The organism is Pseudomonas sp. S2_C03 (assembly GCF_054668405.1).
On the sequence record NZ_CP162766.1, the window covers coordinates 5,961,887 to 5,985,096 of the forward strand.

Genomic DNA, 23,210 nt, shown 5'->3' on the forward strand with positions numbered 1-23,210 from the left:
GGATCAGCGCTTGTTCAGCTCGCCGTATAGCTCCGGGCGACGATCGAGCAAGTAGCGATTGGCTGCGCGGGAGTCGTTCAGCAACGGGCGATCAAGCTCCCCGACGATCAGTGCTTCATCCAGGCCAGCCTGGGCGACGCGGCTTCCATCCGGCGCGGCGATGCTGCTCTGTCCGCAATACTGAATGTCGCCTTCGCTGCCGCAATAGTTGGCGTAAGCCACGTAGCACTGGTTTTCGAAGGCCCGAGAGCGCACGGTCACGTCGGCGACAAAGTCGTAGGGAATCATGTTCGCCGTTGGCACCAGAATCAGCTCGGCACCCGCCAGGGCCAGGCGCCGCGCGTTCTCTGGAAACTCCAGGTCGTAGCAGATCAGGAAACCGAGCTTCCAGCCGTTAATCTCCACGATTGGGAAATCGTCGCGACCGGCGCTGAACATCGAGCGGTCGAGGTCGCCGTACAGGTGAGTCTTGCGGTAGTTGCACAGGCGCTCGCCGTTAGCGTCGATCAACTGTACCGCGTTGTAGATCTGCCCATCCTCGGTGCGCTCGGGATAACCATACAAAATGGCAATCCCGGCGGCTTTGGCGATGCGCGCGATTTGCTGGGCCGACTCACCGTTGTACACCTCGGCCAGCACGCTGACCGCATCGACGCCGATGTTGTAGCCGGTCAGGAACATCTCCGGCACCACCAGCAGGTCGGCGCCCTTGGCCTCCAGCGCCAGCTGATGCAGGCGTTGCAGGTTACCGGCGACATCCAGGGGCAGCGGTGGGCATTGGTAAAGAGCTACGCGCATTTGGGATTCCTCTTACTCGGGCAGGGCGATCGGACCGATCTCTTTGAACACATCTCCTGGACCCGGGTTCTCGGCGTGAGTTTCACCGCCGAAGTGTTTCATGATGCCCCAGACCGCATTGAGTGAGGTCTGCACCGCGCCTTCGACCCATGCTGGCGTCCACGATACATCGTCGCCCGCAATGAAAATCCCGCGCTGTTCTGCCGGCATTTCGTCCTGCATGAAGTGCGCGTACATGCGTTGGTTGTAGCGATAGTGACCGGGCAGCGCACCTTTGAAGGCCCCGAGGAAGTGCGGGTCGGCCTCCCAGGAGACGGTGATCGGGTCGCCGATGATCCGTGCGGCAATGTCGACTTTCGGATAGATCTTCTTGAGGGCGTCGAGCGCCAGCTTCACGCGTTTCTCCACCGGGTGTGGGAGCATTTTCAGCGCGTCGCTCATCCACGAGTACGACAGGCAGATGACCCCGGGTTTGTCGTCGCCGTTGTCGAACAGGTACGTGCCACGGGTCAGGCGGTCGGTGAGGGTCATGCTCATCAGGTCGCGGCCGGTTTCCGGGTCCTTGTCCTTCCAGAACGGGCGGTCGACCATCACGAAGGTCTTCGAGGATTGCATGTAACGGGTACGGTCCAGGGCCATCCACATTTTTTGCGAGAACAGGGTTTCGTCGCATTCGATCTGGGTCGTCAACAGCCAGCTTTGGCAAGTGGTCAGCACCGCCGCGTATTCGCGGGTATCGCCGTTGTTATCGGTGACGGCAAATCGGCCATCGGCGGCGTGAGCTATTTTTTTCACCCCGGAGCGCGGTGCTCCACGGTGCAGTGACTTGAGGCTGGTGCCTTGCGGCCAGTGTACGCAACGCTCTGGAGCATGCCGCCAGATACCCTGTGGGACTTGCTCCACGCCGCCGACCACCAGGTGTTGGTGATCGTCGCAGTTGGTCATGACCACGCGGAAAATTTCCAGCATCGAGTTCGGGAAGTCCGAGTCCCAGCCGCCCGTGCCGAATCCAACCTGGCCGAACACTTCCCGATGGTGGAAAGATAGCTTGGCGAACGCTTCGGAAGTCGCAACGAAGTCGTAGAAGGTGCGGTCGTCCCATAATGGGACAAGGGTGTTCCACAGCTCTTTGAGGCGCGGTACGTCGCGGTCGCGGATCGCTTGCTGGATGTCGGAGAATTGCGATCCAGCCTCCAGCGCGTCAGCCCAGGCGTCAGCCACTTCCTGGAACAGTGCGGGAAGGTCAGCCAGTTTCTGTGCGTAGTGAGTGGTGCCTTCCAGGTCGATGACGGTGCTGCCGGAGGCAGGCGTCAGGGGGTTGGGGAAAGGCTTGGTCTGAAGACCCAGTTTGTCCACATAGTGGTAGAACGCGGTGGAGGACACTGGAAACCGCATGCCGCCTAACTCGGCGACGATCCCGTCGGTGCCGTTGAACGCTTGCGAGCGCAGGCGCCCACCCAATTTCGAGGCTTCGTAGACGACCGGTTTAAGCCCCAGCTTCATCAGCTCGTAGGCCGCCACCAGACCAGCGATGCCCGCGCCGACGATCGCCACTTCGGCGCCGTGATGGTGTGCAGGAATGCTGCCCAGGCCCGCCGGGTGTTCGATCCAGTCGTCGAAGGCGAATGGGAAATCCGGGCCGAAAATGGTGACTGGTTTCTTACCGTCTGCAGGGTGGCGATTGTTCTTGTTCATGGCTGACCTTACTGGCGACCGGACACGGGATGCGCGTCTGAGTATAGGAAAAGATGCCAGCCATTCTAGAGAGCGCAGAACACGTTAATAAGGCGCAAAGTGTCGTCATTCTGGTTGTTATTGAGTCAATATGACGAATGACGACATCATAGTTGTTGCTTTACGAACCCTTCAAACCGGCTGGCCCCGATCAATTTTGCTGCTCAGGATGATCGAGGTGGTGGTCTTCTCTACCCCGTCGACCGAGCCAATCTGGTCCAGCAATTGATCCAGTTGCTCCGGCGAGTCCGTGCGCAGCCACGCCACATAATCAAATTCGCCACTGACCGCGCACAACTGTTGCACCTGCGCCATGGCGCTGAGACGACGCAGTACTTCCTTGCCGGAGCGTGGTTGCACGGTAATGCCGACATAGGCCTGCAAGCCGCCGTCCACCACCCGCTGACCCAGGCGCACACCGTATCCGGTAATCACCTTGGCCTTTTCCAGGCGCGCCAGCCGGGACGTGACGGTGGTGCGCGCGATACCCAGTTGCCGGGCAAGCATGGCCACGCTCTCGCGGGCATTGATCTGCAGGGCTGCGATCAGTTGGCGGTCGATTTCGTCAAGAACGGGCGGACGGATGTCGTGCAATGGGTGGGCTCCAGCGGTACAGATCCAGGATTGAACATGTTACAGGCACCGCAGACGCTGGCGGCAGTAAATGCTTGATATCGGGTCTGGACAGTCATGTATTGCCCATAGTGGAATGCAGAATCGAAGGAAGCGAGGCGCAGAAATGTCCAGGATCATGCCCAGCGCGGTACGCGAACATGCTTTGCAGATCGCTCATCACGAAATGGGCCACTATGTCGTGGCGCGCACCCTGGGGTTTGCAACCGGCGGTGTGACCCTGGCCGTGACCATGGACTTGAGGCATCACGGAGGTGCCACCATCACCCTGGCGAAGCCAATTGCGTCGATGGCGGTCATGAAAGCGCACCTGGAAGCGCGGATGATGGTGCTCTTTGCCGGCGTCATGGCGCAGACACTTTCTCCGGCTGGGGTCGACAAAACGAAGGCAATCGCCATTCTCAAAGGTGCGTTGGGAGCGGAACAGGATTACGCGAAGGTCAAAGAACTACAGCATTTGCTGCGCAACATCTGCTATCCCGAAACGGATCCAGGGTCGCCCGAGCGCATCGCGACCGAGCTGAAGACCCTGACGGATGGGATCTGGGTTCGAACTCAAACCGTCGTCGAGGACCAGGCCGACACGATCATCGAACTGGGAAGCTTGCTGGTTGGCGGCATGGCGATCGTCGAACAGTGGGGGAGGGCGGCGGATACCTACGAGGTGGTGTTCGGCCGAGACTCGCTGGAAAGATTGCCGATAGTTCAGGCCATTCCATTGTTGCGCGTGTGAGCGCGGCACTCAGGTTGGGAGGCTGGCGTAGGGTTCCAGACTGTTCTTGAGGAATTTTTCCCGGTCCTGGTGCATCTGTAGGTGGGTTTTGCCAGTCGCGTATTCCAGACCGGCCAGCCCCATTTTCAATGCCAGTTCGGGATGCCGGGCGATATGCCGAATGCTGTCTGCCAGGCTGGACGAATTGCCCGTTTCAAAGATCAGGGCGTTGTCCTCATTGGTGATGTCCAGAATTCCCGAGGTGTCGGAGGCGATGACCGGCACGCCCTGGCTGAAGGCGTCAAAAATGATCCGGGGCTGCTCCTGTTTCAGGGTCGGGACGAGCAACCAGTCATATTGGGAAATGACGTTGAAAAAGTCCTCCCCATAATTGACAGCGTCCTGAAACCGGACTTTTACGCCCCCGTGATCTTCTTCGGCAAATCGCTGGCAATGCTCTTTAAGATCGCCTGAACCCATGACGGTTACATTAATGTTCAAGTTGTCATGTTTCAATTTTTTTATGGCATCGAGTACAACGAGTACACCTTTATCCTCCGCCAGACGCGATGGGTAAAAGATATTGAGTGCGCCATCGAGCCGGTCTCTGAATTTGTTTTCGACCGCCTCTTGATTGGTGACGTGTTGTTTGTCCACCCAAGTGGCATGGTTTATCAAAGCTCGGCTGTCATCGTCGCCCAGAAAATATTCCCGATAAAATGACTGGGTAAATATCCTTGCGTTTGCCCGCTTCAAACAGCGTTTCAACAGAATCTTGTGCGCGTAGTGTTCAATGGCCTTTCTAAAGGTCCTGGGCTCCCCCTGACTGAGCATCCAGAATGAAGACTCAATGACAATGATCCATTGGAAGCGCATGAGCGGCTTGAGTGGCAGAAGATAAAAAGACAACGGGAATGCCCAGCCTGCCCCATCGGAATGAACAATTCGGGCGGTTCTACAGGCTTTTATGACGGTTATAAAGTTTGGAACAAGATTTTTAACAACGGACACTAGCCCGTAGTCGTTTTTTAGTCCGTAGAGCCATTGTATGTTCAAGCTGGTGATGTTTTTCAAGCCGTCGACTTTATTGCTTTTTTCAACAGGGCAGCAAATTCCAAAGCTCTGGATGTAGTCCAGATGCAACTCTATATCTTTGGCCCAAAGAGGGTCGGCGAACAGGTTGCCATGATCATCCTTTTTGATCGGGATTCTTGTGAACAGGATGTATGGCTCGTTGATCATATTCCCCTCACAGGAATCCTTGACGGCTAAGTGGTATTTCCTGCCGGGCGCGTCCTACTACTGGCGCCATTTTTTTGCTGCCCATTGAAAATAACACTGCAGGCGTTCGGGGGAATTGTAGCAGTCCGAAACATCTTTTTTTCACCTGCGGATTGAGATTTTTATAGGTCCTTATCCTGTAAGGTAAAAGGGTTTTTTTAACGCAGAATTTCGACCGCGTGAGTGTGCGGTGATCAATTTTTTCAGGTAGGCGGGATCCGTAATCAGCGCTGGAGGGGGGTACTGAATCGATCACTCGAGCGGAGTGAGCGGGCGCCGAATGTGACAGGAGCGATCCGGCGATGCGCCGGACCCTTTATACAAAGTTTCGGCTAGCGCGTTCTCATGTAGATCGGCCTATTCATAAAAACGCAAAAGCCGCGCAGTGCGCGGCTTTCTTGTTTGGTGGGCCCACACGGACTTGAACCGTGGACCAAAGGATTATGAGTCCTCTGCTCTAACCAACTGAGCTATAGGCCCTCAGTAGGTCGCGGATTATAACGACGGTTTCTCGGCTGTGCTATCCGAAAAATCCGATATGGCTATGCGAAGAAACGTCGCGGCGAATTCGTCGGCGGGCATGGGGGGGCTGACGATGTAACCCTGGATTTGTTCACAGCTTTCCTGGGCCAGGAATTGCTGTTGTGCCAAGGTCTCGACACCTTCGGCGATGACGGTGAACTGCATGCTGCGCCCCAGGGCGATGATGGCGCGCACGATTGCCACGTCGTGGGGGTCATCCGGCAGGCCGCGAACGAATGATTGGTCGATCTTGAGGATGTCCAGCGGCAGTCGCTTGAGGTAGCTGAGGGACGAATAACCGGTGCCGAAATCATCGATGGCCAGTTGCACGCCCAGGTGCTTGAGTTGATGCAACACCGCCAGCGCTTCCTCGGCCTGGCTCATGATGAAGTTTTCGGTAATTTCCAGTTGCAGTAATCCGGGCTTAAGTCCGTTGTCCTTGAGCAGTTGGTCGATCCGTCCGAGCAGGTTGGGCTGGCGCAATTGGGCGCCCGCAAGATTGACCGACAATGGCCCGAGGCTTTCATACGTCAGGCTCCATTCGTACATCTGTCGGCAGGCGGTTTCGAGTACCCAGTCGCCGATTTGCAGGATCATGCCGTTTTCTTCGGCCAACGAAATGAAGTGTTCTGGCGGTACTTCGCCAAAGGTCGGGTGGTGCCAGCGAATGAGAGCCTCGGCGCCGACCAGGCGATTGTCCTCAAGGCTGATTTTTGGCTGATAGTGCAGCAACAGCTCATTACGCTCGATGGCGCGGCGCAGTTCATACTCCAGAGCGATGCGCTCGCTGGCCTGGGCGGTCAAGTCGCGAGTGTAGCTCTCGACTCGATTGCGACCCTTGGCCTTGGAGCGGTACATCGCCGCGTCGGCGTTCTTGACCAGGGTGGCCACGTCACAGCCGTCTTTTGGATACAGGCTGGTCCCGATGCTGGCGCTGATAAAGAACTCATGCTCGCCAGCCTGGAAGGGGGCGCAGAAACAGTTGAGGAGTTTGATCGCGATGTTGTCGGCGTCGCTGCACTGTTGCAGGCCGGGCAGCAGGATGATGAACTCATCGCCGCCCAGGCGCGCCACGGTGTCGATGTCGCGCAACTGCTCCTTGAGGCGCACCGCGATACCTTTGAGGAGCAGGTCGCCGACCGGGTGACCCAGGCTGTCATTGATGTGTTTGAATCGGTCCAGATCGAGAAATAGCACCGCGCCCTGGCCCCCGTTTTCACGTTGGTTGTTCAGTGCTGTTTGCAGCCGGCTTTCGAACAGCGTGCGATTCGGCAAGCCGGTCAATGGGTCGTGGTGGGCCTGGTAATCGAGCTTGGCCTGGGCGTGCTTGAGGCTGGAAATATCCGCGAACACGGCAACGAAGTGGGTGATGAATTTGTCGCGGTTGCGCACCGCGCTGATGGTCAGCCAGCTGGGGTACAGCTCGCCATTTTTGCGCCGGTTGGAAATTTCCCCCTGCCAGTGTCCCTCGGCAGTCAGTTGATGCCACATGGCTGCATAGAACGCACTGTCGTGCAGGCCGGAGGCGAGCAGGCGAGGGGTGTGGCCCAATGCTTCACTTTCGCTGTAGCCGGTGATTTCAGTGAAGGCGCGATTGACCGCGCTGATGTGTTGCTGGGTGTCGGTGATCAATACGCCCTCGGCGGTGCTTTCGAACACGGTCGCGGCCTGTTGCAGTTTTTCCTGCATCAGGTGTCGTTCGGTGATGTCCCGGGCGATGGTGAGCATGCAGTCTTCATCGCCGATGGGCAGTGGCCGGCTCGACACTTCGCAAAGCCGGATCTGACCGTCGCTGCGGCGAATGTGGCAGCTGAAGTCACGAACGAAACCGTCGCGGTGCAGCAGGTCAAGCATCTGCTTGCGCTCATTGAGATTGACCCAGATGCCCAGTTCCAGCGATGAGCGGTCCACCGACATGGCACTGTTAAAACCGGTGATGCGGCTGAAGCCTTCGTTGACCTCCAGTAGCAGGCCGTCGCTCTGTCGCGACAGTAGCAGACCGTCGGGCGAGGCGTGGAAGGCCTTGGCAAATTTTTCTTCAGAAGTTTGCAGCTGTTGCTGGGTTTCCTTGAGTTGGTGGATGTCACGCACGACCACCACCAGCGCCGGCGTGGTATCGAGGTCGAACGGTTCGGCCGAGATCAGGCCGGTAAACACCTGACCATTGTTGCGCCTGAAAAGCATCTCCAGATTGCGGATACTGCCGGCCTGCAAGCGTTGCAACAGCCCCGGCCCCACCCCGGGAATGCCCCAGATGTTCAGGTCGGAGGCGGTCTGGCCAATGACATCTTCAGCCTTGAGGCCGATCTGTTCTTCGAAGGCTTCGTTGACCTCCAGCAGGCAGCCGTCGCAGAGTCGTGCGATGACCAGGATGTCCGGGCACTGCTGGAATACCGAGGCAAACTTCTGCTCGGACAGGCGCAAGGCCTCCTCGGTGCGTTTGGCCTCGCTGATGTCGATCATCAGCCCGCGCATTACGGGTTCATGCCCATGCTCGATCAAGCTGACAATGTCGCGCACCCAAATGCAGCGGCCGTCGGCGGTGATGACCCGGTAATCGAGGCTGTGATCGCGACCGGCCAGCACTTCGTGATCGCAGAAGGTCTGGGCACGGGTCAGGTCGGCGGGGTGGATGATGTTGCGCCAGAAGCCTGGAATGAGCCAATGGGCCAGTGGGTAGCCGAGCAGCTCTTCGGCATGGGGTGACACGTAGCTGTAAGTAAAATCGGTAATCCGAGCTTCCCAGGCAATGGCCGAAAGACTCTCCACAAGCCCACGGTAATGGTATTCGCTGCTGCGCAGCTCCTGTTCAAGGTCGACACGACGAGCAATTTCTGAACTCAGGCGGCGGTTGATGCGGATGACCACGGCCAATATGGTGACCAGTAGCAGCAGCCCGGGGAGGCCGTAAACCAGCAGGTCGGACCAAAACGTGCGATGGTCCAGCACGTTGCCGATCCAGCGTTCCTGGATCGAACTGATTTCTTCCGGGGCCATATCGGCCAGCACCTTGTCCAGAATGCCCACCAGAGTCTTGTTTTCGCGGGGAACGCCCATCGCCAACTGATAGCGATAAGGCGTTTCACCGCTGACGTACAAGCCGTCGAGCTTGAGCTGGCGCAGGCTCCAGACGCTGGATGCCAGGTCACCCACCACGGCGTCCACTTCATCGGTTGCCAATGCCTGTAGCGCCGAGGCAACGTTGGGCATGCCCACAAGGTTCAGGTCTGGATGATGGGTGCGCAGCAGTTCATGGGGGGCGTAGTCCTCCACTACAGCGATTTTCAGGCCGTACAGGTCTTCGATTTTGCGCGGCTGAGCACCCCCCACGTGGGCTAGGATGACAATCGGGAAGTCGAGATAGGGTCGCGTAAACGATAGATAGGTCTGGCGTTCCGGGGTCGACATGATGCCAGGCAACAGGTCGAGTTTGGCCTGTCTGGCCTGCTCCAGTACGACCGTCCAGCTGACGGGCTCGATGGGCGTGAGGTTGATGGCCAGTCGTTGTCGGATCAGGTCGATATAGTCCGCTGCAAGCCCCTGATAACGGCCTTGGTCGTCACGAAACTCAAAAGGTGGCCATGAGGCATCGACCCCCAGGCGCAAGTCCGGGTGGGCGGTCAGCCAGCTACGTTCTTCGTCGGTCAGAGTCAGCGCGCCAGCCGTTGCAGTCCAGGTCATCAGCGACAGCAAAAAAAGCACGGTCGGCAGTCTGGTCATAACGGTCTCGTTATGGCTCGGGGAATGTTTCGAGTGTAGACGGGCTATACGGCGGGAGCGAAGTGCGGGGGATTTTATCTGCAAAAAGCAAAACCCCCGGCCTGGGCCGGGGGTTCTGGACTACTCGTCGAGGAAGGAGCGCAGATGCTCGCTTCTCGTCGGGTGGCGCAGCTTGCGCAACGCCTTGGCTTCGATCTGACGAATCCGCTCGCGGGTGACGTCGAACTGCTTACCAACCTCTTCGAGCGTGTGGTCGGTGTTCATGTCGATGCCGAAGCGCATGCGCAGGACCTTGGCTTCACGTGCCGTGAGGCCGGACAGTACTTCGCGAGTCGCTTCCTTGAGGCTCTCAACGGTGGCGACATCGATAGGCGACTGCATGGTCGAGTCTTCGATGAAGTCGCCCAGATGGGAGTCTTCATCATCACCGATCGGGGTTTCCATGGAAATCGGTTCTTTTGCGATCTTCAATACCTTGCGGATCTTGTCCTCAGGCATTTCCATGCGTTCGCCCAGCTCTTCCGGAGTCGGTTCACGACCCATTTCCTGCAACATCTGGCGGGAAATACGGTTGAGCTTGTTGATCGTCTCGATCATGTGCACCGGAATACGGATGGTGCGTGCCTGGTCGGCGATCGAGCGAGTGATCGCCTGACGGATCCACCAGGTGGCATAAGTCGAGAACTTGTAGCCGCGACGGTATTCGAACTTGTCTACCGCTTTCATCAGGCCAATGTTGCCTTCCTGGATCAGGTCGAGGAATTGCAGGCCACGGTTGGTGTACTTCTTGGCGATGGAAATCACCAGACGCAAGTTCGCTTCGACCATCTCTTTCTTCGCGCGGCGGGCTTTGGCCTCACCGATCGACATGCGACGGTTGATGTCCTTGATCTCGGCGATGGTCAAGCCGGTTTCGGCTTCAAGCGCGGACAGCTTCTGCTGGCAACGAACGATGTCCGGTTGCAGGCGAGCAATGGCTTCGGCGTACTTGCTTTTGCCTTTGGCCAGCGCGTCGGTCCAGCTTTCGTCGATTTCGTTGCCCGGGAACTGGCGCAGGAAATCGGCACGCGGCATGCGGGCATCACGAACGCACAATTGCATGATCGCACGCTCTTGCTGACGCAGACGATCCAGGGCACTGCGAACACGCTCGACCAAGCCTTCGAATTGCTTGGGTACCAGCTTGATCGGCATGAAGAGCTCAGCCAGGGCCAACAGCTCGGCAATTGCCTGCTTGTTGTCGCGACCGTGCTTTTTCAGCGCCTTGCGAGTGATTTCCATCTGATCGGAAACAGCACCAAAACGCTGGGCTGCGACGATCGGATCCGGACCGCTTTCGGCTTCTTCTTCGTCGTCCGAAGATTCGCCCTCTTCGTCATCGCTGTCGTCGTCGGCTTTTTCAGCTTTCGCGTCGACCGGTGGCGGCACTTCCGCGGCAGGCGGCGTAATACCGTCATCCGGGTCGATGTAGCCACTCAGAACGTCGGACAGGCGTCCACCTTCGGTGGTGACGCGAGTGTATTCGGAGAGAATATGGTCGACCGTGCCAGGGAAGTGCGCGATAGCGCCCATCACTTCACGGATGCCTTCCTCGATACGCTTGGCGATTTCAATTTCGCCTTCACGAGTGAGGAGCTCTACCGTACCCATTTCACGCATATACATGCGCACAGGGTCGGTGGTGCGACCAATGTCGGTCTCGACCGCTGCCAACGCTGCTGCTGCCTCTTCGGCGGCGGCTTCGTCGGTATCGGCGTCGGCCAGCATAAGGGCGTCCGCATCCGGAGCACTCTCGTGTACGGGGATCCCCATGTCATTAATCATGCGGATGATGTCTTCCACCTGCTCTGGATCTGAAATATCCTCGGGCAGGTGGTCGTTGACCTCGGCGTAAGTCAGATACTTCTGCTCACGACCCAGTTTGATCAACTCAATAATACGAGACTGCTGTTGCGCTTTTCCGGACATAACACCCTATCCACTGAAGGTCTTGGCGGGCAAAAAACAAGCCGAGGATTATACCTGAGCTATGACCTCACGCGCCAGTTGAGGTCGGGTTTGATGCGCAAACGTTCTGTTTTAAGAGGTCGCGCATCTGTTTTGCTATCTGGATTTGCTCGTCAGCCGATAAACCCGGCTGCCTGGCTTTCTTGATAAGTTCGTCGAGGGTCTGCGTATGTTGACCCGCAGATAACCTGTTAATGGTGTCTAAAAATTGCTGTTCAAGGTTATCGCCATCAATCAACCACTCCTTTTCTGCAAGGGCCTTCAACAAACGCCCCTGTTCGGTGCCATGCCAGCGCGCCATCAACTGAATAGAGTTTAGCTGAGGATTTTTCTGCACTGCTTCGATCAGGGCGATCAGCACCTGGGCGTAAACGTTGCTCTCGTTGGCAAAATGATCGGCGCTTTCAACCTTGCCGGCCAATTGGGGGTGGTGAATAAGCGTTCGCAGGGCAATAAGCGTCGGGGCTTCCACTGCCACGGGCGTGCGCGGGGCGTACTCCTCGCGATCGCCACGCTTGCCGTCCTTGCTCCACGGTTTCTTGTCCCATTTTTTTTTGCCGCCGGTAGCGGATTTTTTCGGCGTCCATTCCTGCTGGGGGGCATAGGCCTCCTGAGGTTGATGGAAGTCGGAGTAATCGGGCATGGCGTCGTAGTCCATGCCGGGGTCATAGACGGGCGGCGCGTCCTGTGGTGCGCTGTGTACCAGCTGGCTGACGGCTTCACCGCTCAGCCCGGTGATTTCCAGCAGGCGCTGGCGCATCAGGGTGCGCAGGTTGGCACCCGGAACCTTATCGATCAGCGGCGCGGCAAGCGTGGCCATGTGCGCCTTGCCCTCGAGCGAGCGTGGATCGGCTTCTTCAGTCAGTTGCTGGAAGAAGTAATCCGCCAGGGGCTGTGCGTGCTGATTGATCCGTGCGCGGAAAGCATCGGTGCCTTCAGAGCGAACCAGGGTGTCCGGGTCTTCGCCCTCGGGCAGGAACAGGAAGCGTGCGCGGCGTCCATCCTGCAAGCTCGATAGCGTCGCTTCGAGGGCTCGCCACGCAGCATTGCGGCCTGCCTGGTCGCCGTCGAAGCAGAACAATACGTTCGGTACGACGCGGAACAGCCGCTTCAAGTGCTCTTCGCTGGTGGCCGTACCCAGCGTGGCGACGGCATTGCGCAGGCCTTGCTGGGCGAGCGCAATGACGTCCATGTAGCCTTCGACGACGATGATTTCGTCGAGGTTGCGGTTGTTCTTGCGCGCTTCATAAAGGCCGTAAAGCTCCTGGCCCTTGTGAAAAACCGGGGTCTCCGGTGAGTTCAGGTATTTGGGCTTGTCATCGCCCAGTACCCGCCCGCCGAAGGCGATGATGCGACCCCGGCTGTCGCGAATCGGGAACATGACGCGATCGCGGAAACGATCATAGCGTTTGCCGGTTTCGGCGTTCTCGATCAGCAGGCCAGCATCGATCATGGCTTTCTGTTGCAGGGTGTCGCTGCTCAAGTGCTTGAACAGGTTGTCCCAACCGGGTGGGGCGAAGCCGAGGCCGAAGTCCCGGGCGATTTCCCCTGTCAGTCCACGACCCTTCAGGTAATCCACCGCGGCTTTGCGCGATGGGTGGCTTTTGAGTGCTTGGCGGTAAAAGTCGGCGGCGGCTGTGAGCAGCGGATACAGCGGCGAATCGGTCGGCTGCCGCGGTTTGCGCGCCCTGCCACTTTCCTCGCGGGGGATTTCCATGCCGGCGGCTTTGGCCAGTTCCTCGACAGCCTGGGGAAAGTCCAGGTTGTCGTGGTCCATGATGAAACCGAGGGCGTTGCCGCCGGCGCCGCAGCCAAAACAGTAATAGAACTGTTTGTCGGGGCTGACGCTGAACGACGGGGTTTTTTCCTTATGAAACGGGCAGCAGGCGGTGTGGTTCTTGCCGGCTTTTTTCAGTTGCAGGCGCGAGCTGACCACGTCGACGATGTCGGTGCGGTTCAGAAGGTCGTCAATGAAGCTCTGGGGGATCAGCCCGGCCATGGCGTTCTCGTCGTCTGCGATGAAAGGGTACCGTAGCGGTGGGCGGCCGAACGCGGGTATGAAGCGCACAAGGTGTGCGGCTCGATCGGTGTCGTCTGCGTAATCGCTGTCGGGAAGTGTATCTGCCGAAAATCCACTGACGTTAATTCCAATCAGTATTCGACTATTTGAAAGTGTTTCGCTGAATCCGGCTGCGACCAGTCATCGGTCTCGGATAGCTCATCATGCGGCACGCAAGCGGCGCCTTGGGCTGATCGTCGTGAGAGGAATCAGTGGGTGTGCTCGTCAGTAGCCTTGAAAGGCTCGTCAGAAAAGACGTGCACCGCTGGCAAAAGAGCCAGGTCTGACGCGGTGAAGCAGTTTGTCTCGGTCGCGTGTGCGGCTTCGACGTTGAAGCATCAAGCGTTTTCCGCAAATGCCATTAGCCCGGCTGAGGGCCGGGCTTGGCAGAAGCTTGCTACGATCGTCTGTGTATTAGTACAGACGAACGGCGCGGCGCTGTTCGCGCTGAACTTTCTTGGCGTGACGCTTAACAGCAGCAGCTGCCTTGCGCTTACGCTCAGAAGTTGGCTTCTCGTAAAATTCGCGGCTACGAACTTCAGCCAGTACACCGGCTTTTTCGCAGGAGCGCTTGAAACGACGCAGAGCTACGTCGAAGGGTTCGTTCTCTTTTACTTTGACGGCTGGCATCCAGAGCTACCTTCATTCATTACCGGGGTCAACATCCTCGCGGCAAAAGAGCACTTGAAGACGTCGGTTTTTAAGGGTTGCGGATGTTAACCCCTCATCGCTCGGAATGCAAAGCCTCTGATCGAAAACCGCTGGTCGGCGCATCACGCGGCGACTATTATGCGCGCCTTCGAATTCGGCCTAAACAAGGCGCAAACCCATGCTAGTACTGGGAATGGAAACTTCCTGCGACGAAACTGGAGTCGCATTATACGACAGTGAACGGGGCCTGCTGGCCGACGCGCTGTTCAGCCAGATCGACCTGCATCGAGCCTATGGTGGTGTGGTGCCGGAGCTGGCCTCGCGTGATCACGTCAAACGGATGCTGCCCTTGATTCGTCAGGTGCTGGCCGAAGCTGACTGCGTGCCAACGGAAATCGACGCGATCGCCTACACCGCGGGACCCGGGCTGGTCGGTGCGCTGCTGGTGGGGGCTTCATGCGCCCAGGCGCTGGCCTTCGCGTGGGGCATTCCGGCGCTGGGCGTGCATCACATGGAAGGCCACCTGTTGGCCCCGATGCTGGAGTCTCATCCGCCGGAATTTCCGTTCGTCGCTTTGTTGGTGTCCGGGGGGCATACGCAGCTGGTTCAGGTCGACGGAATCGGCCAGTACACGCTCATGGGCGAGAGCCTCGACGATGCGGCTGGCGAAGCGTTCGACAAGACGGCGAAGATGATGGGTCTGAATTATCCGGGCGGTCCGGAAATCGCACGCCTGGCGGCGCGTGGGGTTGCAGGACGTTTCACCTTCCCGCGTCCGATGTGCGACCGTCCAGGCCTGGCATTCAGCTTCAGTGGCCTGAAAACCTTTGCCCTCAACACCTGGCAGCAGAGCGTCAGCGCCGGGGACGACAGCGAGCAAGCCCGTTGCGACATCGCGCTGGCGTTCCAGGAGGCCGTGGTAGAGACTTTGACCATCAAGTGCAAGCGTGCCCTTAAACAAGCGGGTATGAAGCGCCTGGTGATTGCCGGCGGCGTCAGCGCAAACAAGGCACTGCGCTTATCGCTTGAGAAAATGCTCGGGGATCTGAAGGGTGATGTGTTCTACGCTCGCCCCGAGTTCTGTACCGATAATGGCGCGATGATAGCGTTTGCTGGTTGCCAGCGTTTGCAGGCCGGCCAGCACGAAAGCCTCGCAATCAGCGTGCAGGCGCGTTGGCCGATGGAGCAGTTGTCGGGGCTATGATGAGCGGCGCTCACCTGCGGCATCTAGAAATGCCGTTCGCGCCCGGCGAGCAGGTCGCGTAGATTGCCGCGATGGCGCCAGACGATCAGCCCCGTGAGCGCGCTCATGGGCAGCAGGGCCGCCGGTTCCTGCCAGGCCAGCAGCGGCAGGGTAAGCGGGGTGGCGATAAGGGCAGCCAGTGAGCTGGTGCGGGTCAGATAAAACGTCAGCAGCCATGCGCATACCGCCAGCAGGGCTGCCGGCGGATAAAGGCCCAGCAGCATGCCGGCGGCGGTGGCGACACCCTTTCCACCACGAAAGCGAAAGTACACAGGGAACAGGTGACCGATGACGGCGCAGACGCCGATCCAGGCCTGTTCTTGCAACGACAGGCCCGCAAGCCCAGCGATCAATACCGGCAGCAGGCCTTTGCAGAGGTCGCCGAGCAAGGTGAGGATGGCGAGCTTTTTGCCGGCCAGGCGCAACATGTTGGTGGCGCCGGCATTGCCCGAGCCACTCATTCGCGGGTCGGGATTTCCGGTCAGGCGGCTGAGCAAAATGGCGAAGGACAGCGAGCCGAGCAGGTAGGCGAGAGTCGCCAGTAACCAAAACATGCTAACTATTCCGGGCGGGGACGCCCTGATTCTAACGGCGCATTGCGCCCTTGTCGTGCAGCGGAGAAAAGTGCTTGGACAGAGTGTTTATCGAGGGCCTGGAAGTTGACACCGTAATCGGTGCCTACGACTGGGAGCGAGGCATCCGACAGTGTCTGCGTCTTGATCTGAGCTTCGCATGGGATAATCGACCGGCCGCTGCAGGTGATGACCTGACCCTGGCCCTCGATTACGCAAGCGTTTCAACGCGCATCCAGGCGTTTGCCGAGCAGGCGCAATTCCAGTTGGTCGAGACCTTTGCCGAGCGTCTGGTGGCGGTGTTGATGAGTGAGTTCAATATCTCCTGGGTCCGCCTCAAGCTGACCAAGCCAGGTGCCGTCCCGGCGGCTACCGGTGGTGTGGGCGTGGAGATCGAGCGCGGATGCCTCTGACCCAGGTGTACCTCGGCCTCGGTAGCAATATCGAGCGCGAAACCCATTTGCAGGCTGGCCTGGAAGCCCTGGCGGGTTTTCTCTCGGATATACGCTGTTCGGCCGTATTCGAAAGCCAGCCGGTGGGCATCAAGAGCGGCCCTTTTTTCAATTTTGTGGTCTCGGCCTACACCGATCTGCCACTGATGGAGCTTGATCGCCGGCTCAAGTTCATCGAAGCGGACAATGGTCGCTATGCACCGGACCGCAAAGGGCTGCCGCTGGATATCGATGTCCTGCTGTTTGGCGATCTGGTGGGCAACTTCGACGGCCTTGTCCTGCCGCGGGCGGAGATTCTCAAGAACGCTTTCGTCCTGTGGCCTTTGTCGCTGATTGCGCCGGATCGTGTGCATCCGGGGGTTGGCAAAACCTTTGCCCAATTGTGGGAAGAGGCGCAGATTGACCAAGTGCTGGCGCCAGTGGCGTTTGAGTGGCGTGGGGGGCAGTTGACGCCTTCAAATTTACTGGGCGGCTGACAACAATCCCGAGCAGGCTCGCTCCCACAGTGGCCGGTGGTTATCCGGCCCTTCTGTGGGAGCGAGCCTGCTCGCGAGATTTTCAGTTGGGCGCCGCCTGCTTGTAGGCTTTCAACGCCTTGAGCCGCTCGCACTTTATCGCCTCGCCCAGCTCGGGCCCCTTGAATCCCTTCTCCAGCAGCGGCTGAACCGCGACCCCGCGAGCCGCGTCAGCCGCGCCGCGCAGGTAGTCGGCCTGTGGATAACTTCGCTCTTCGAAACCTTTGCGGCCCCGCGCGTCCATCTCGCACGCCGCAATGAACTCTTCGAATCGTTGCGGCCGACGGTAAACATCAAAACTCTGCAACAACTCCAGTAGCGTCGATGGCTTCAAATCCAGGGCCCGGTGGCCATGGGTGTGGTACTGACCCACCAGTAGCGCCAATTCCTGGCAATCCTTTGGCGCCTTGAAGCGCTCGTTGACTGCCTTGATCAGCTTCAGGCCCGTGTGTTCGTGGGCAATGTGCCTGGGCCATTGGTCTTCAGGCGTGAGGCCCTTACCCAAGTCATGCAGCAGGCAGGCCCAACGCACGGTCAGCGGTTGGCGGTGCCGGGCGGCCTGTTCCAGCACGCTCAGGGTGTGAACGCCTGTATCGATCTCCGGGTGGTGAGCCTCCGGTTGCGGGACGCCAAACAGCGCGTCGACTTCCGGCATCAGTACCTTCAAGGCAGCGCAGTCGCGCAATACCTGGATGAAAACCTGAGGTTGATCTTCCATCAGCGCCCGGGAAATCTCCTTCCAGCTGCGCTCTGCGGTCAGTGCCTCCAGTTCTCCCGACCCGCTTAGCTCGCGCATCAGTTCCAGCGTTTCAGGTGCGACGGTAAAGCCCAGGCAGGCGTAACGCGCCGCAAATCGGGCAACGCGCAGGACGCGGAGCGGATCTTCGGCGAAAGCAGGCGAAACGTGCCGAAGCAGGCGAGCTTCAAGGTCGCGTTGTCCATGGTAAGGGTCGGTCAAGTTCTGCTGATCATCTTCGGCCATGGCATTGATGGTCAGGTCGCGGCGGATCAGGTCTTCTTCAAGGGTGACCTCAGGGCTGGCGTGAAAGGTGAACCCGCCATAACCACGGCCACTCTTGCGCTCGGTGCGGGCCAGAGCGTACTCCTCGCCGGTTTTGGGGTGCAGGAAAACGGGAAAGTCAGACCCTACCGGACGAAATCCCTTGGCGAGCATTTCTTCAGTGGTGGCACCGACCACCACCCAATCAATATCGGTAACCGGTTTGCCCAGCAGGCGATCACGAACCGCTCCACCGACCTTATAGATCTGCATAAAAAACCTCCGTTAGCCCGACAGGATAACCGTTGTGCCGGGCTTTCGGAGGCGAAAACAGGTTCAAAGATGAATGACGGCCAGGTCCAGTCGGCCGTAGTCGCCCTCGCTTTGCTCGTTTCGCGGTGGAACATGGTGGGTTTTCATCACCTGATCCCCTTGCAGGGTTTCCAGGTGAATGTCGAAGCCCCACAGGCGATGCAGGTGCTTGAGTACTTCCTCGGTGGACGCGCCCAAAGGTTTACGGTCATGTTGCTGGTGCCGAAGGGTCAGGGATCGGTCACCCCGGCGGTCGATGCTGTAGATCTGCACGTTGGGTTCGCGATTGCCCAGGTTGTACTGCGCGGCCAGGATTTCGCGGATGGTGCGGTAGCCTTCTTCATCATGAATCGCGGGTACCAGCAAATCGTCCTTCTGATCGTCATCGAGAATGCTGAACAGCTTCAGGTCGCGGATCACCGTAGGTGACAGGTACTGCAGGATGAAACTCTCATCCTTGAAACTGCTCATGGCGAACTTGATGGTGGACAGCCAGTCGGAGCCGGCGATGTCCGGGAACCAGCGATGATCCTCCTCGGTAGGGTTTTCGCACATGCGTCGGATGTCCCGGTACATGGCGAAGCCCAGGGTATAGGGGTTGATGCCGCTGTAGTACGGGCTGTCGAAGCCGGGCTGGAAGACCACGCTGGTGTGCGAGGTGAGGAATTCCATCATGAAGCCGTCGGTGACCAGGCCTTCGTCGTACAGGTCGTTCATCAGGGTGTAGTGCCAGAAGGTGGCCCAGCCTTCGTTCATCACCTGGGTCTGGCGTTGCGGGTAGAAGTATTGGGCGATCTTGCGCACGATTCGTACGATCTCCCGCTGCCAGGGTTCCAGCAGCGGCGCATGTTTTTCGATGAAGTACAGGATGTTTTCCTGCGGCTCTGCGGGGAAGCGTGCGTTGTCCTTGTCGCTGAACTTGTCGGCGCCTTTGGGAATGGTTCGCCACAGGTCGTTGATCTGTTTCTGCATATGCTCTTCCCGATCCTTTTGCCGGCGGCGTTCCTCCTCGGCAGAAATCGGGTAGGGGCGTTTGTAACGGTCGACCCCGTAGTTCATCAGCGCATGGCAGGAGTCGAGCAGGTCCTCGACTGCGTCTATGCCGTGGCGCTCCTCGCATTGCATGATGTACTGCTTGGCAAATACCAGGTAATCGATGATCGAGCTGGCGTCTGTCCAGGTGCGGAACAGGTAATTGCCCTTGAAGAAGCTGTTGTGTCCATAGCAGGCATGCGCCACTACCAAAGCCTGCATGCAGATGGTGTTTTCCTCCATCAGGTAGGCGATGCAAGGGTCCGAGTTGATCACGATCTCGTAGGCCAGTCCCATTTGGCCTCGCGAATAGGATTTTTCAGTGCTCAGGAAGTGTTTGCCGTAGGACCAGTGGTGGTAGCCCAGCGGCATGCCGACCGAGGCATAGGCATCCATCATCTGCTCGGCGGTGATCACTTCGATCTGGTTGGGGTAGGTATCGAGCGCGTAACGAGCCGCAATACGACTGATTTCCCGGTCGTAGGCCTGGATCAGCTCAAACGTCCACTCGGAACCGGTGGAAATGGGTTGGCGCTTCTGCTCTTTGGCGGTCATGTCACTAACCTGCGCTGGAAGAGTTCACGGAAGACCGGATAGATATCCCCGGCCGAGACCAGTTGTTGCTGGGCAAAAGTGTCGGAAAAGGCTTCGGCGATGCGCTCGTACTCGAACCACAGTGCCTGGTGTTCGCGGGGGGTGATCTCAACGTAAGTGTAGTACTGCACAAACGGCATGATCTGGTTGATCAGGATGTCGCGGCAAATCGGCGAGTCATCGTTCCAGTTATCCCCGTCGGAAGCCTGGGCCGCGTAGATGTTCCATTCGTTGGCCGGATAGCGCTCGGCCATGATCTCTTGCATCAGCTTCAACGCGCTGGAGACGATGGTGCCGCCCGTCTCGCGAGAGTAGAAAAACTCCTCCTCGTCGACTTCCCGGGCGCTGGTGTGGTGGCGAATGAATACCACGTCAATCTTGTCGTAGTTACGCTTGAGGAACAGATAAAGAAGAATGAAGAAGCGCTTGGCGATGTCCTTGGTCGCTTGTGTCATGGAGCCGGATACGTCCATCAGGCAGAACATGACGGCCTTTGAGCTGGGATTGGGCTGCTTGATCAGCAGGTTGTACTTGAGGTCGAAAGTGTCGAGAAACGGAACGCGGTGAATGCGCGCGCTGAGTTTTTCAATTTCCGCTTCAATTTCCAGAATATCGCCGAGGTTGTCGGGTTCATCGCGCTTGAGTCGCAGAAGTTCTTCTTTAGCGTCGCGCAGTTTCGCCCGGCTGCTGCCAGACAAGGCTATGCGCCGCGCATGGGCTGATCGCAAGGTGCGGATGATGTTGATTCGTGAGGGATTGCCTTCGTTGCTGATCCCTGCGCGAACGGTCTTGAACGTGTCCGTGCCTGTCAGGTTACGTTTGACCAGGTTCGGTAGCTCGAGGTCCTCGAACATGAATTCGAGGAATTCTTCCTGGGTGATCTGGAAGACGAATTCGTCCATGCCTTCGCCGGAGTTGCCTGCTTTGCCGGGCCCTCTGCCGCCACCACCTCCTGGCGGACGGGCGATGTGTTCGCCGGTGGTGAACTCCTTGTTGCCGGGGTGTACGACGGTTTGCTTGCCCCCGCGACCATGATGAAGCACCGGCTCGTCGATGTCGCGGCCGGGAATACTGATCTGTTCGCCGTGTTCCATGTCAGTGATGGAACGGCGGCTGACTGCCTCTTCGACAGCCTTTTTGATGTGATCACGATAGCGCCGCAGAAACCGCTGGCGGTTTACCGTGCTCTTGTTCTTGCCATTGAGACGTCGGTCGATCACATAGCTCATAGGCCCCTCCGGGGAGCTTCAAGTTGTAAGCTTCAAGCTGCAAGTGGAAGCGCCTTCAACTCCCGAAACCGGGACTCAACCGCTTTTTCCTTGCAGCTTGTAACTTGTAGCTTGCAGCTGCTTCACTGAGATTTCCTGACTCGCAGGTACCATTCGGACAGCAGCCGTACCTGTTTGTCGGTGTAACCGCGCTCGACCATTCGTGTGACGAAGTCGTTGTGTTTCTGCTGATCCTCTTTGCTGGCCTTGGCGTTGAAGCTGATGACCGGCAGGAGGTCTTCGGTGTTGGAGAACATTTTCTTCTCGATGACCACCCGCAGTTTTTCGTAGCTGAGCCAGGTCGGGTTCTTGCCGTTGTTGTTGGCTCGGGCGCGCAGCACGAAGTTGACGATTTCGTTGCGGAAGTCCTTCGGATTGCTGATGCCGGCCGGTTTCTCGATTTTTTCCAGTTCTTCGTTCAATGCTACGCGATTGAGGATTTCGCCGGTTTCCGGGTCGCGGTATTCCTGGTCCTGGATCCAGAAGTCGGCGTAGAGCACGTAGCGATCGAAGATGTTCTGGCCGTACTCGCTGTAGGACTCGAGGTAGGCCGTCTGGATTTCCTTGCCGATGAACTCGATGTATCGAGGAGCCAGGTATTCCTTGAGGTAGCGCAGGTAGCGCTCGCGGGTTTCAGCCTGGAATTGTTCCTGTTCGATCTGCTGTTCCAGCACATACAGCAAGTGGACCGGGTTGGCGGCGATTTCGTGTGGGTCGAAGTTGAACACCTTGGACAGGATCTTGAACGCGAAGCGCGTCGACAGGCCGTTCATGCCTTCATCGACACCGGCGTTGTCGCGGTATTCCTGGATCGACTTGGCCTTCGGGTCGGTGTCCTTGAGGTTTTCGCCGTCGTACACACGCATCTTCGAATAGATGTTCGAGTTTTCCGGCTCTTTCAGGCGAGAAAGCACAGTGAACTGGGCGAGCATCTTCAAGGTGTCGGGCGCGCAGTGCGCCTTGGCCAGCGAGCTGTTGAACAGCAGCTTGTCGTAGATCTTCACTTCGTCGCTGACGCGCAGGCAGTACGGCACTTTGACGATGTAGATCCGGTCAATGAAGGCTTCGTTGTTCTTGTTGTTGCGGAAGGTGTGCCATTCCGACTCGTTGGAGTGGGCGAGCAGGATGCCGGTAAACGGAATGGCGCCCAGGCCTTCGGTACTGTTGTAGTTACCTTCCTGAGTGGCCGTCAGTAATGGGTGCAGCACCTTGATCGGCGCCTTGAACATTTCGACAAATTCCATCAAGCCCTGGTTGGCCCGGCACAAGGCACCCGAGTAGCTGTAGGCGTCGGCATCGTTCTGCGGGAATTCCTCCAGTTTGCGGATATCGACCTTACCCACCAGTGCCGAGATGTCCTGGTTATTTTCATCTCCCGGCTCGGTCTTGGCCACGGCGATCTGGTTGAGGATCGAAGGATAGAGTTTCACCACGCGGAACTGGCTGATGTCTCCACCGAACTCGGCCAGACGCTTGGTCGCCCAAGGCGACATGATGGTATTGAGGTAGCGCCGTGGAATGCCGAAGTCTTCCTCAAGGATCGCGCCATCTTCGGTGGCGTTGAACAGACCCAGGGGCGATTCGAAAACCGGCGAGCCCTTGATGGCGTAGAAGGGCACCTTTTCGATCAGTTGTTTGAGTTTCTCGGCCAGGGACGATTTACCGCCGCCGACAGGGCCAAGCAGATAGAGAATCTGTTTCTTCTCCTCCAGGCCCTGAGCGGCATGGCGGAAATACGACACGATCTGGTCAATGCATTCTTCCATCCCGTGGAAGTCTTCAAAGGCCGGATAACGCCGGATCACCTTGTTGGAGAAAATTCGCGAAAGCCGCGAGTTGGTGGAAGTATCCAGCAGCTCCGGTTCTCCGATGGCCAGCAAAAGTCGCTCGGCGGCGGAAACGTAGGCACTGCGGTCCGTTTTGCACAGCTCCAGGTACTCTTGCAGCGAGAGTTCTTCCTGGCGTGTGGACTCGAAGCGTTGTTGGAAGTGGCTAAAGATACTCATGACGTCACCTCGCTCGATACGTGGAGCCGACGCCGGATCACTCAGTCGATGCTGGCAGCAACCGAACAGGCAGTTGCTGTTTACCCCCCAGAAACCCCT

17 protein-coding genes and 1 tRNA gene are annotated in these 23,210 nt (G+C 58.2%); 4 read left to right on the forward strand and 14 right to left on the reverse strand.

Annotated features, from left to right (window positions below):
• Positions 1–3 precede the first annotated feature (3 nt).
• From AB4N64_RS27430 to AB4N64_RS27440, 3 genes are all read right to left on the reverse strand, one after another.
• Positions 4–798, reverse strand: coding sequence for a carbon-nitrogen hydrolase family protein (locus AB4N64_RS27430; RefSeq protein ID WP_460120299.1), 795 nt, complete (start codon positions 796–798; stop codon positions 4–6).
• Between the two features lie 12 nt (positions 799–810).
• Complete coding sequence (locus AB4N64_RS27435; RefSeq protein ID WP_460120301.1) at positions 811–2,493, reverse strand: flavin monoamine oxidase family protein; 1,683 nt, start codon at positions 2,491–2,493, stop codon at positions 811–813.
• Positions 2,494–2,664: 171 nt separating this feature from the next.
• A complete protein-coding gene (locus tag AB4N64_RS27440) occupies positions 2,665–3,126 on the reverse strand; it encodes an Lrp/AsnC family transcriptional regulator (RefSeq protein ID WP_460120303.1) in 462 nt (153 codons plus the stop codon).
• 145 nt (positions 3,127–3,271) lie between these two features.
• Here AB4N64_RS27440 and AB4N64_RS27445 point away from each other — a divergent pair, with 145 nt between their 5' ends.
• Entirely contained in the window at positions 3,272–3,898 is a 627-nt protein-coding gene (locus AB4N64_RS27445; protein ID WP_460120305.1) for a peptidase M41, read from the forward strand.
• Positions 3,899–3,907: 9 nt separating this feature from the next.
• On the opposite strand, the gene AB4N64_RS27450 is transcribed toward AB4N64_RS27445, so the two are convergent.
• The 6 genes from AB4N64_RS27450 to rpsU all read right to left on the reverse strand — a co-directional run bounded on the left by AB4N64_RS27450 (position 3,908) and on the right by rpsU (position 14,096).
• Complete coding sequence (locus tag AB4N64_RS27450) at positions 3,908–5,119, reverse strand: glycosyltransferase family 4 protein (RefSeq protein WP_460120307.1); 1,212 nt, start codon at positions 5,117–5,119, stop codon at positions 3,908–3,910.
• 442 nt (positions 5,120–5,561) lie between these two features.
• A tRNA-Ile gene (locus AB4N64_RS27455) sits at positions 5,562–5,638 on the reverse strand.
• 15 nt (positions 5,639–5,653) lie between these two features.
• The gene (locus tag AB4N64_RS27460) at positions 5,654–9,400 is read right to left on the reverse strand and encodes an EAL domain-containing protein (RefSeq protein WP_460120309.1); all 3,747 of its coding nucleotides are present in this window, start codon (positions 9,398–9,400) and stop codon (positions 5,654–5,656) included.
• Positions 9,401–9,520: 120 nt separating this feature from the next.
• Positions 9,521–11,368 carry an RNA polymerase sigma factor RpoD gene (gene rpoD / locus AB4N64_RS27465; protein WP_460120311.1) on the reverse strand — a complete coding sequence of 616 codons (1,848 nt, stop codon included), beginning with the start codon at positions 11,366–11,368 and terminating at the stop codon, positions 9,521–9,523.
• 67 nt (positions 11,369–11,435) lie between these two features.
• A complete protein-coding gene (dnaG, locus tag AB4N64_RS27470) occupies positions 11,436–13,406 on the reverse strand; it encodes a DNA primase (RefSeq protein ID WP_460120313.1) in 1,971 nt (656 codons plus the stop codon).
• Positions 13,407–13,880: 474 nt separating this feature from the next.
• Entirely contained in the window at positions 13,881–14,096 is a 216-nt protein-coding gene (rpsU, locus tag AB4N64_RS27475; RefSeq protein WP_002551877.1) for a 30S ribosomal protein S21, read from the reverse strand.
• Between the two features lie 199 nt (positions 14,097–14,295).
• On the opposite strand from rpsU, the gene tsaD reads away from it, so the two are divergent.
• The gene (tsaD, locus tag AB4N64_RS27480) at positions 14,296–15,321 is read left to right on the forward strand and encodes a tRNA (adenosine(37)-N6)-threonylcarbamoyltransferase complex transferase subunit TsaD (protein ID WP_460120314.1); all 1,026 of its coding nucleotides are present in this window, start codon (positions 14,296–14,298) and stop codon (positions 15,319–15,321) included.
• 23 nt (positions 15,322–15,344) lie between these two features.
• Here tsaD and plsY read toward each other — a convergent pair whose 3' ends face one another.
• Complete coding sequence (plsY, locus tag AB4N64_RS27485) at positions 15,345–15,914, reverse strand: glycerol-3-phosphate 1-O-acyltransferase PlsY (protein ID WP_460120316.1); 570 nt, start codon at positions 15,912–15,914, stop codon at positions 15,345–15,347.
• A 74-nt stretch (positions 15,915–15,988) separates the two neighbouring features.
• On the opposite strand from plsY, the gene folB reads away from it, so the two are divergent.
• Both folB and folK read left to right on the forward strand, forming a co-directional pair.
• Positions 15,989–16,345, forward strand: a complete 357-nt coding sequence (folB, locus tag AB4N64_RS27490; protein ID WP_460120318.1) for a dihydroneopterin aldolase — start codon at positions 15,989–15,991, stop codon at positions 16,343–16,345.
• Entirely contained in the window at positions 16,336–16,860 is a 525-nt protein-coding gene (gene folK, locus AB4N64_RS27495; protein ID WP_460120320.1) for a 2-amino-4-hydroxy-6-hydroxymethyldihydropteridine diphosphokinase, read from the forward strand. The genes folB and folK overlap by 10 nt, the downstream gene beginning before the upstream one ends.
• Positions 16,861–16,942: 82 nt before the next feature.
• On the opposite strand, the gene AB4N64_RS27500 is transcribed toward folK, so the two are convergent.
• The 4 genes from AB4N64_RS27500 to AB4N64_RS27515 all read right to left on the reverse strand — a co-directional run bounded on the left by AB4N64_RS27500 (position 16,943) and on the right by AB4N64_RS27515 (position 23,111).
• Positions 16,943–18,172: a multifunctional CCA addition/repair protein gene (locus tag AB4N64_RS27500; RefSeq protein ID WP_460120322.1), complete on the reverse strand. Its 1,230-nt coding sequence runs from the start codon at positions 18,170–18,172 to the stop codon at positions 16,943–16,945.
• Between the two features lie 63 nt (positions 18,173–18,235).
• The gene (locus AB4N64_RS27505; RefSeq protein ID WP_460120324.1) at positions 18,236–19,798 is read right to left on the reverse strand and encodes a SpoVR family protein; all 1,563 of its coding nucleotides are present in this window, start codon (positions 19,796–19,798) and stop codon (positions 18,236–18,238) included.
• Complete coding sequence (locus tag AB4N64_RS27510; protein WP_460120326.1) at positions 19,795–21,066, reverse strand: YeaH/YhbH family protein; 1,272 nt, start codon at positions 21,064–21,066, stop codon at positions 19,795–19,797. Before AB4N64_RS27510 ends, AB4N64_RS27505 begins: the two co-directional genes overlap by 4 nt.
• A 122-nt stretch (positions 21,067–21,188) precedes the next feature.
• The gene (locus tag AB4N64_RS27515; protein ID WP_460120329.1) at positions 21,189–23,111 is read right to left on the reverse strand and encodes a PrkA family serine protein kinase; all 1,923 of its coding nucleotides are present in this window, start codon (positions 23,109–23,111) and stop codon (positions 21,189–21,191) included.
• Positions 23,112–23,210: the final 99 nt, after the last annotated feature.

What these genes read in the sequence shown, in the direction of transcription:
- AB4N64_RS27430 (WP_460120299.1), bottom strand. Translation starts at nt 798, where the DNA reads ATGCGCGTAGCTCTTTACCAATGCCCACCGCTGCCCCTGGATGTCGCC.
- AB4N64_RS27435 (WP_460120301.1), bottom strand. Translation starts at nt 2,493, where the DNA reads ATGAACAAGAACAATCGCCACCCTGCAGACGGTAAGAAACCAGTCACC.
- AB4N64_RS27445 (WP_460120305.1), top strand. Translation starts at nt 3,272, where the DNA reads ATGTCCAGGATCATGCCCAGCGCGGTACGCGAACATGCTTTGCAGATC.
- AB4N64_RS27450 (WP_460120307.1), bottom strand. Translation starts at nt 5,119, where the DNA reads ATGATCAACGAGCCATACATCCTGTTCACAAGAATCCCGATCAAAAAG.
- AB4N64_RS27460 (WP_460120309.1), bottom strand. Translation starts at nt 9,400, where the DNA reads ATGACCAGACTGCCGACCGTGCTTTTTTTGCTGTCGCTGATGACCTGG.
- rpoD (WP_460120311.1), bottom strand. Translation starts at nt 11,368, where the DNA reads ATGTCCGGAAAAGCGCAACAGCAGTCTCGTATTATTGAGTTGATCAAA.
- dnaG (WP_460120313.1), bottom strand. Translation starts at nt 13,406, where the DNA reads ATGGCCGGGCTGATCCCCCAGAGCTTCATTGACGACCTTCTGAACCGC.
- rpsU (WP_002551877.1), bottom strand. Translation starts at nt 14,096, where the DNA reads ATGCCAGCCGTCAAAGTAAAAGAGAACGAACCCTTCGACGTAGCTCTG.
- tsaD (WP_460120314.1), top strand. Translation starts at nt 14,296, where the DNA reads ATGCTAGTACTGGGAATGGAAACTTCCTGCGACGAAACTGGAGTCGCA.
- plsY (WP_460120316.1), bottom strand. Translation starts at nt 15,914, where the DNA reads ATGTTTTGGTTACTGGCGACTCTCGCCTACCTGCTCGGCTCGCTGTCC.
- folK (WP_460120320.1), top strand. Translation starts at nt 16,336, where the DNA reads ATGCCTCTGACCCAGGTGTACCTCGGCCTCGGTAGCAATATCGAGCGC.
- AB4N64_RS27500 (WP_460120322.1), bottom strand. Translation starts at nt 18,172, where the DNA reads ATGCAGATCTATAAGGTCGGTGGAGCGGTTCGTGATCGCCTGCTGGGC.
- AB4N64_RS27505 (WP_460120324.1), bottom strand. Translation starts at nt 19,798, where the DNA reads ATGACCGCCAAAGAGCAGAAGCGCCAACCCATTTCCACCGGTTCCGAG.
- AB4N64_RS27510 (WP_460120326.1), bottom strand. Translation starts at nt 21,066, where the DNA reads ATGAGCTATGTGATCGACCGACGTCTCAATGGCAAGAACAAGAGCACG.
- AB4N64_RS27515 (WP_460120329.1), bottom strand. Translation starts at nt 23,111, where the DNA reads ATGAGTATCTTTAGCCACTTCCAACAACGCTTCGAGTCCACACGCCAG.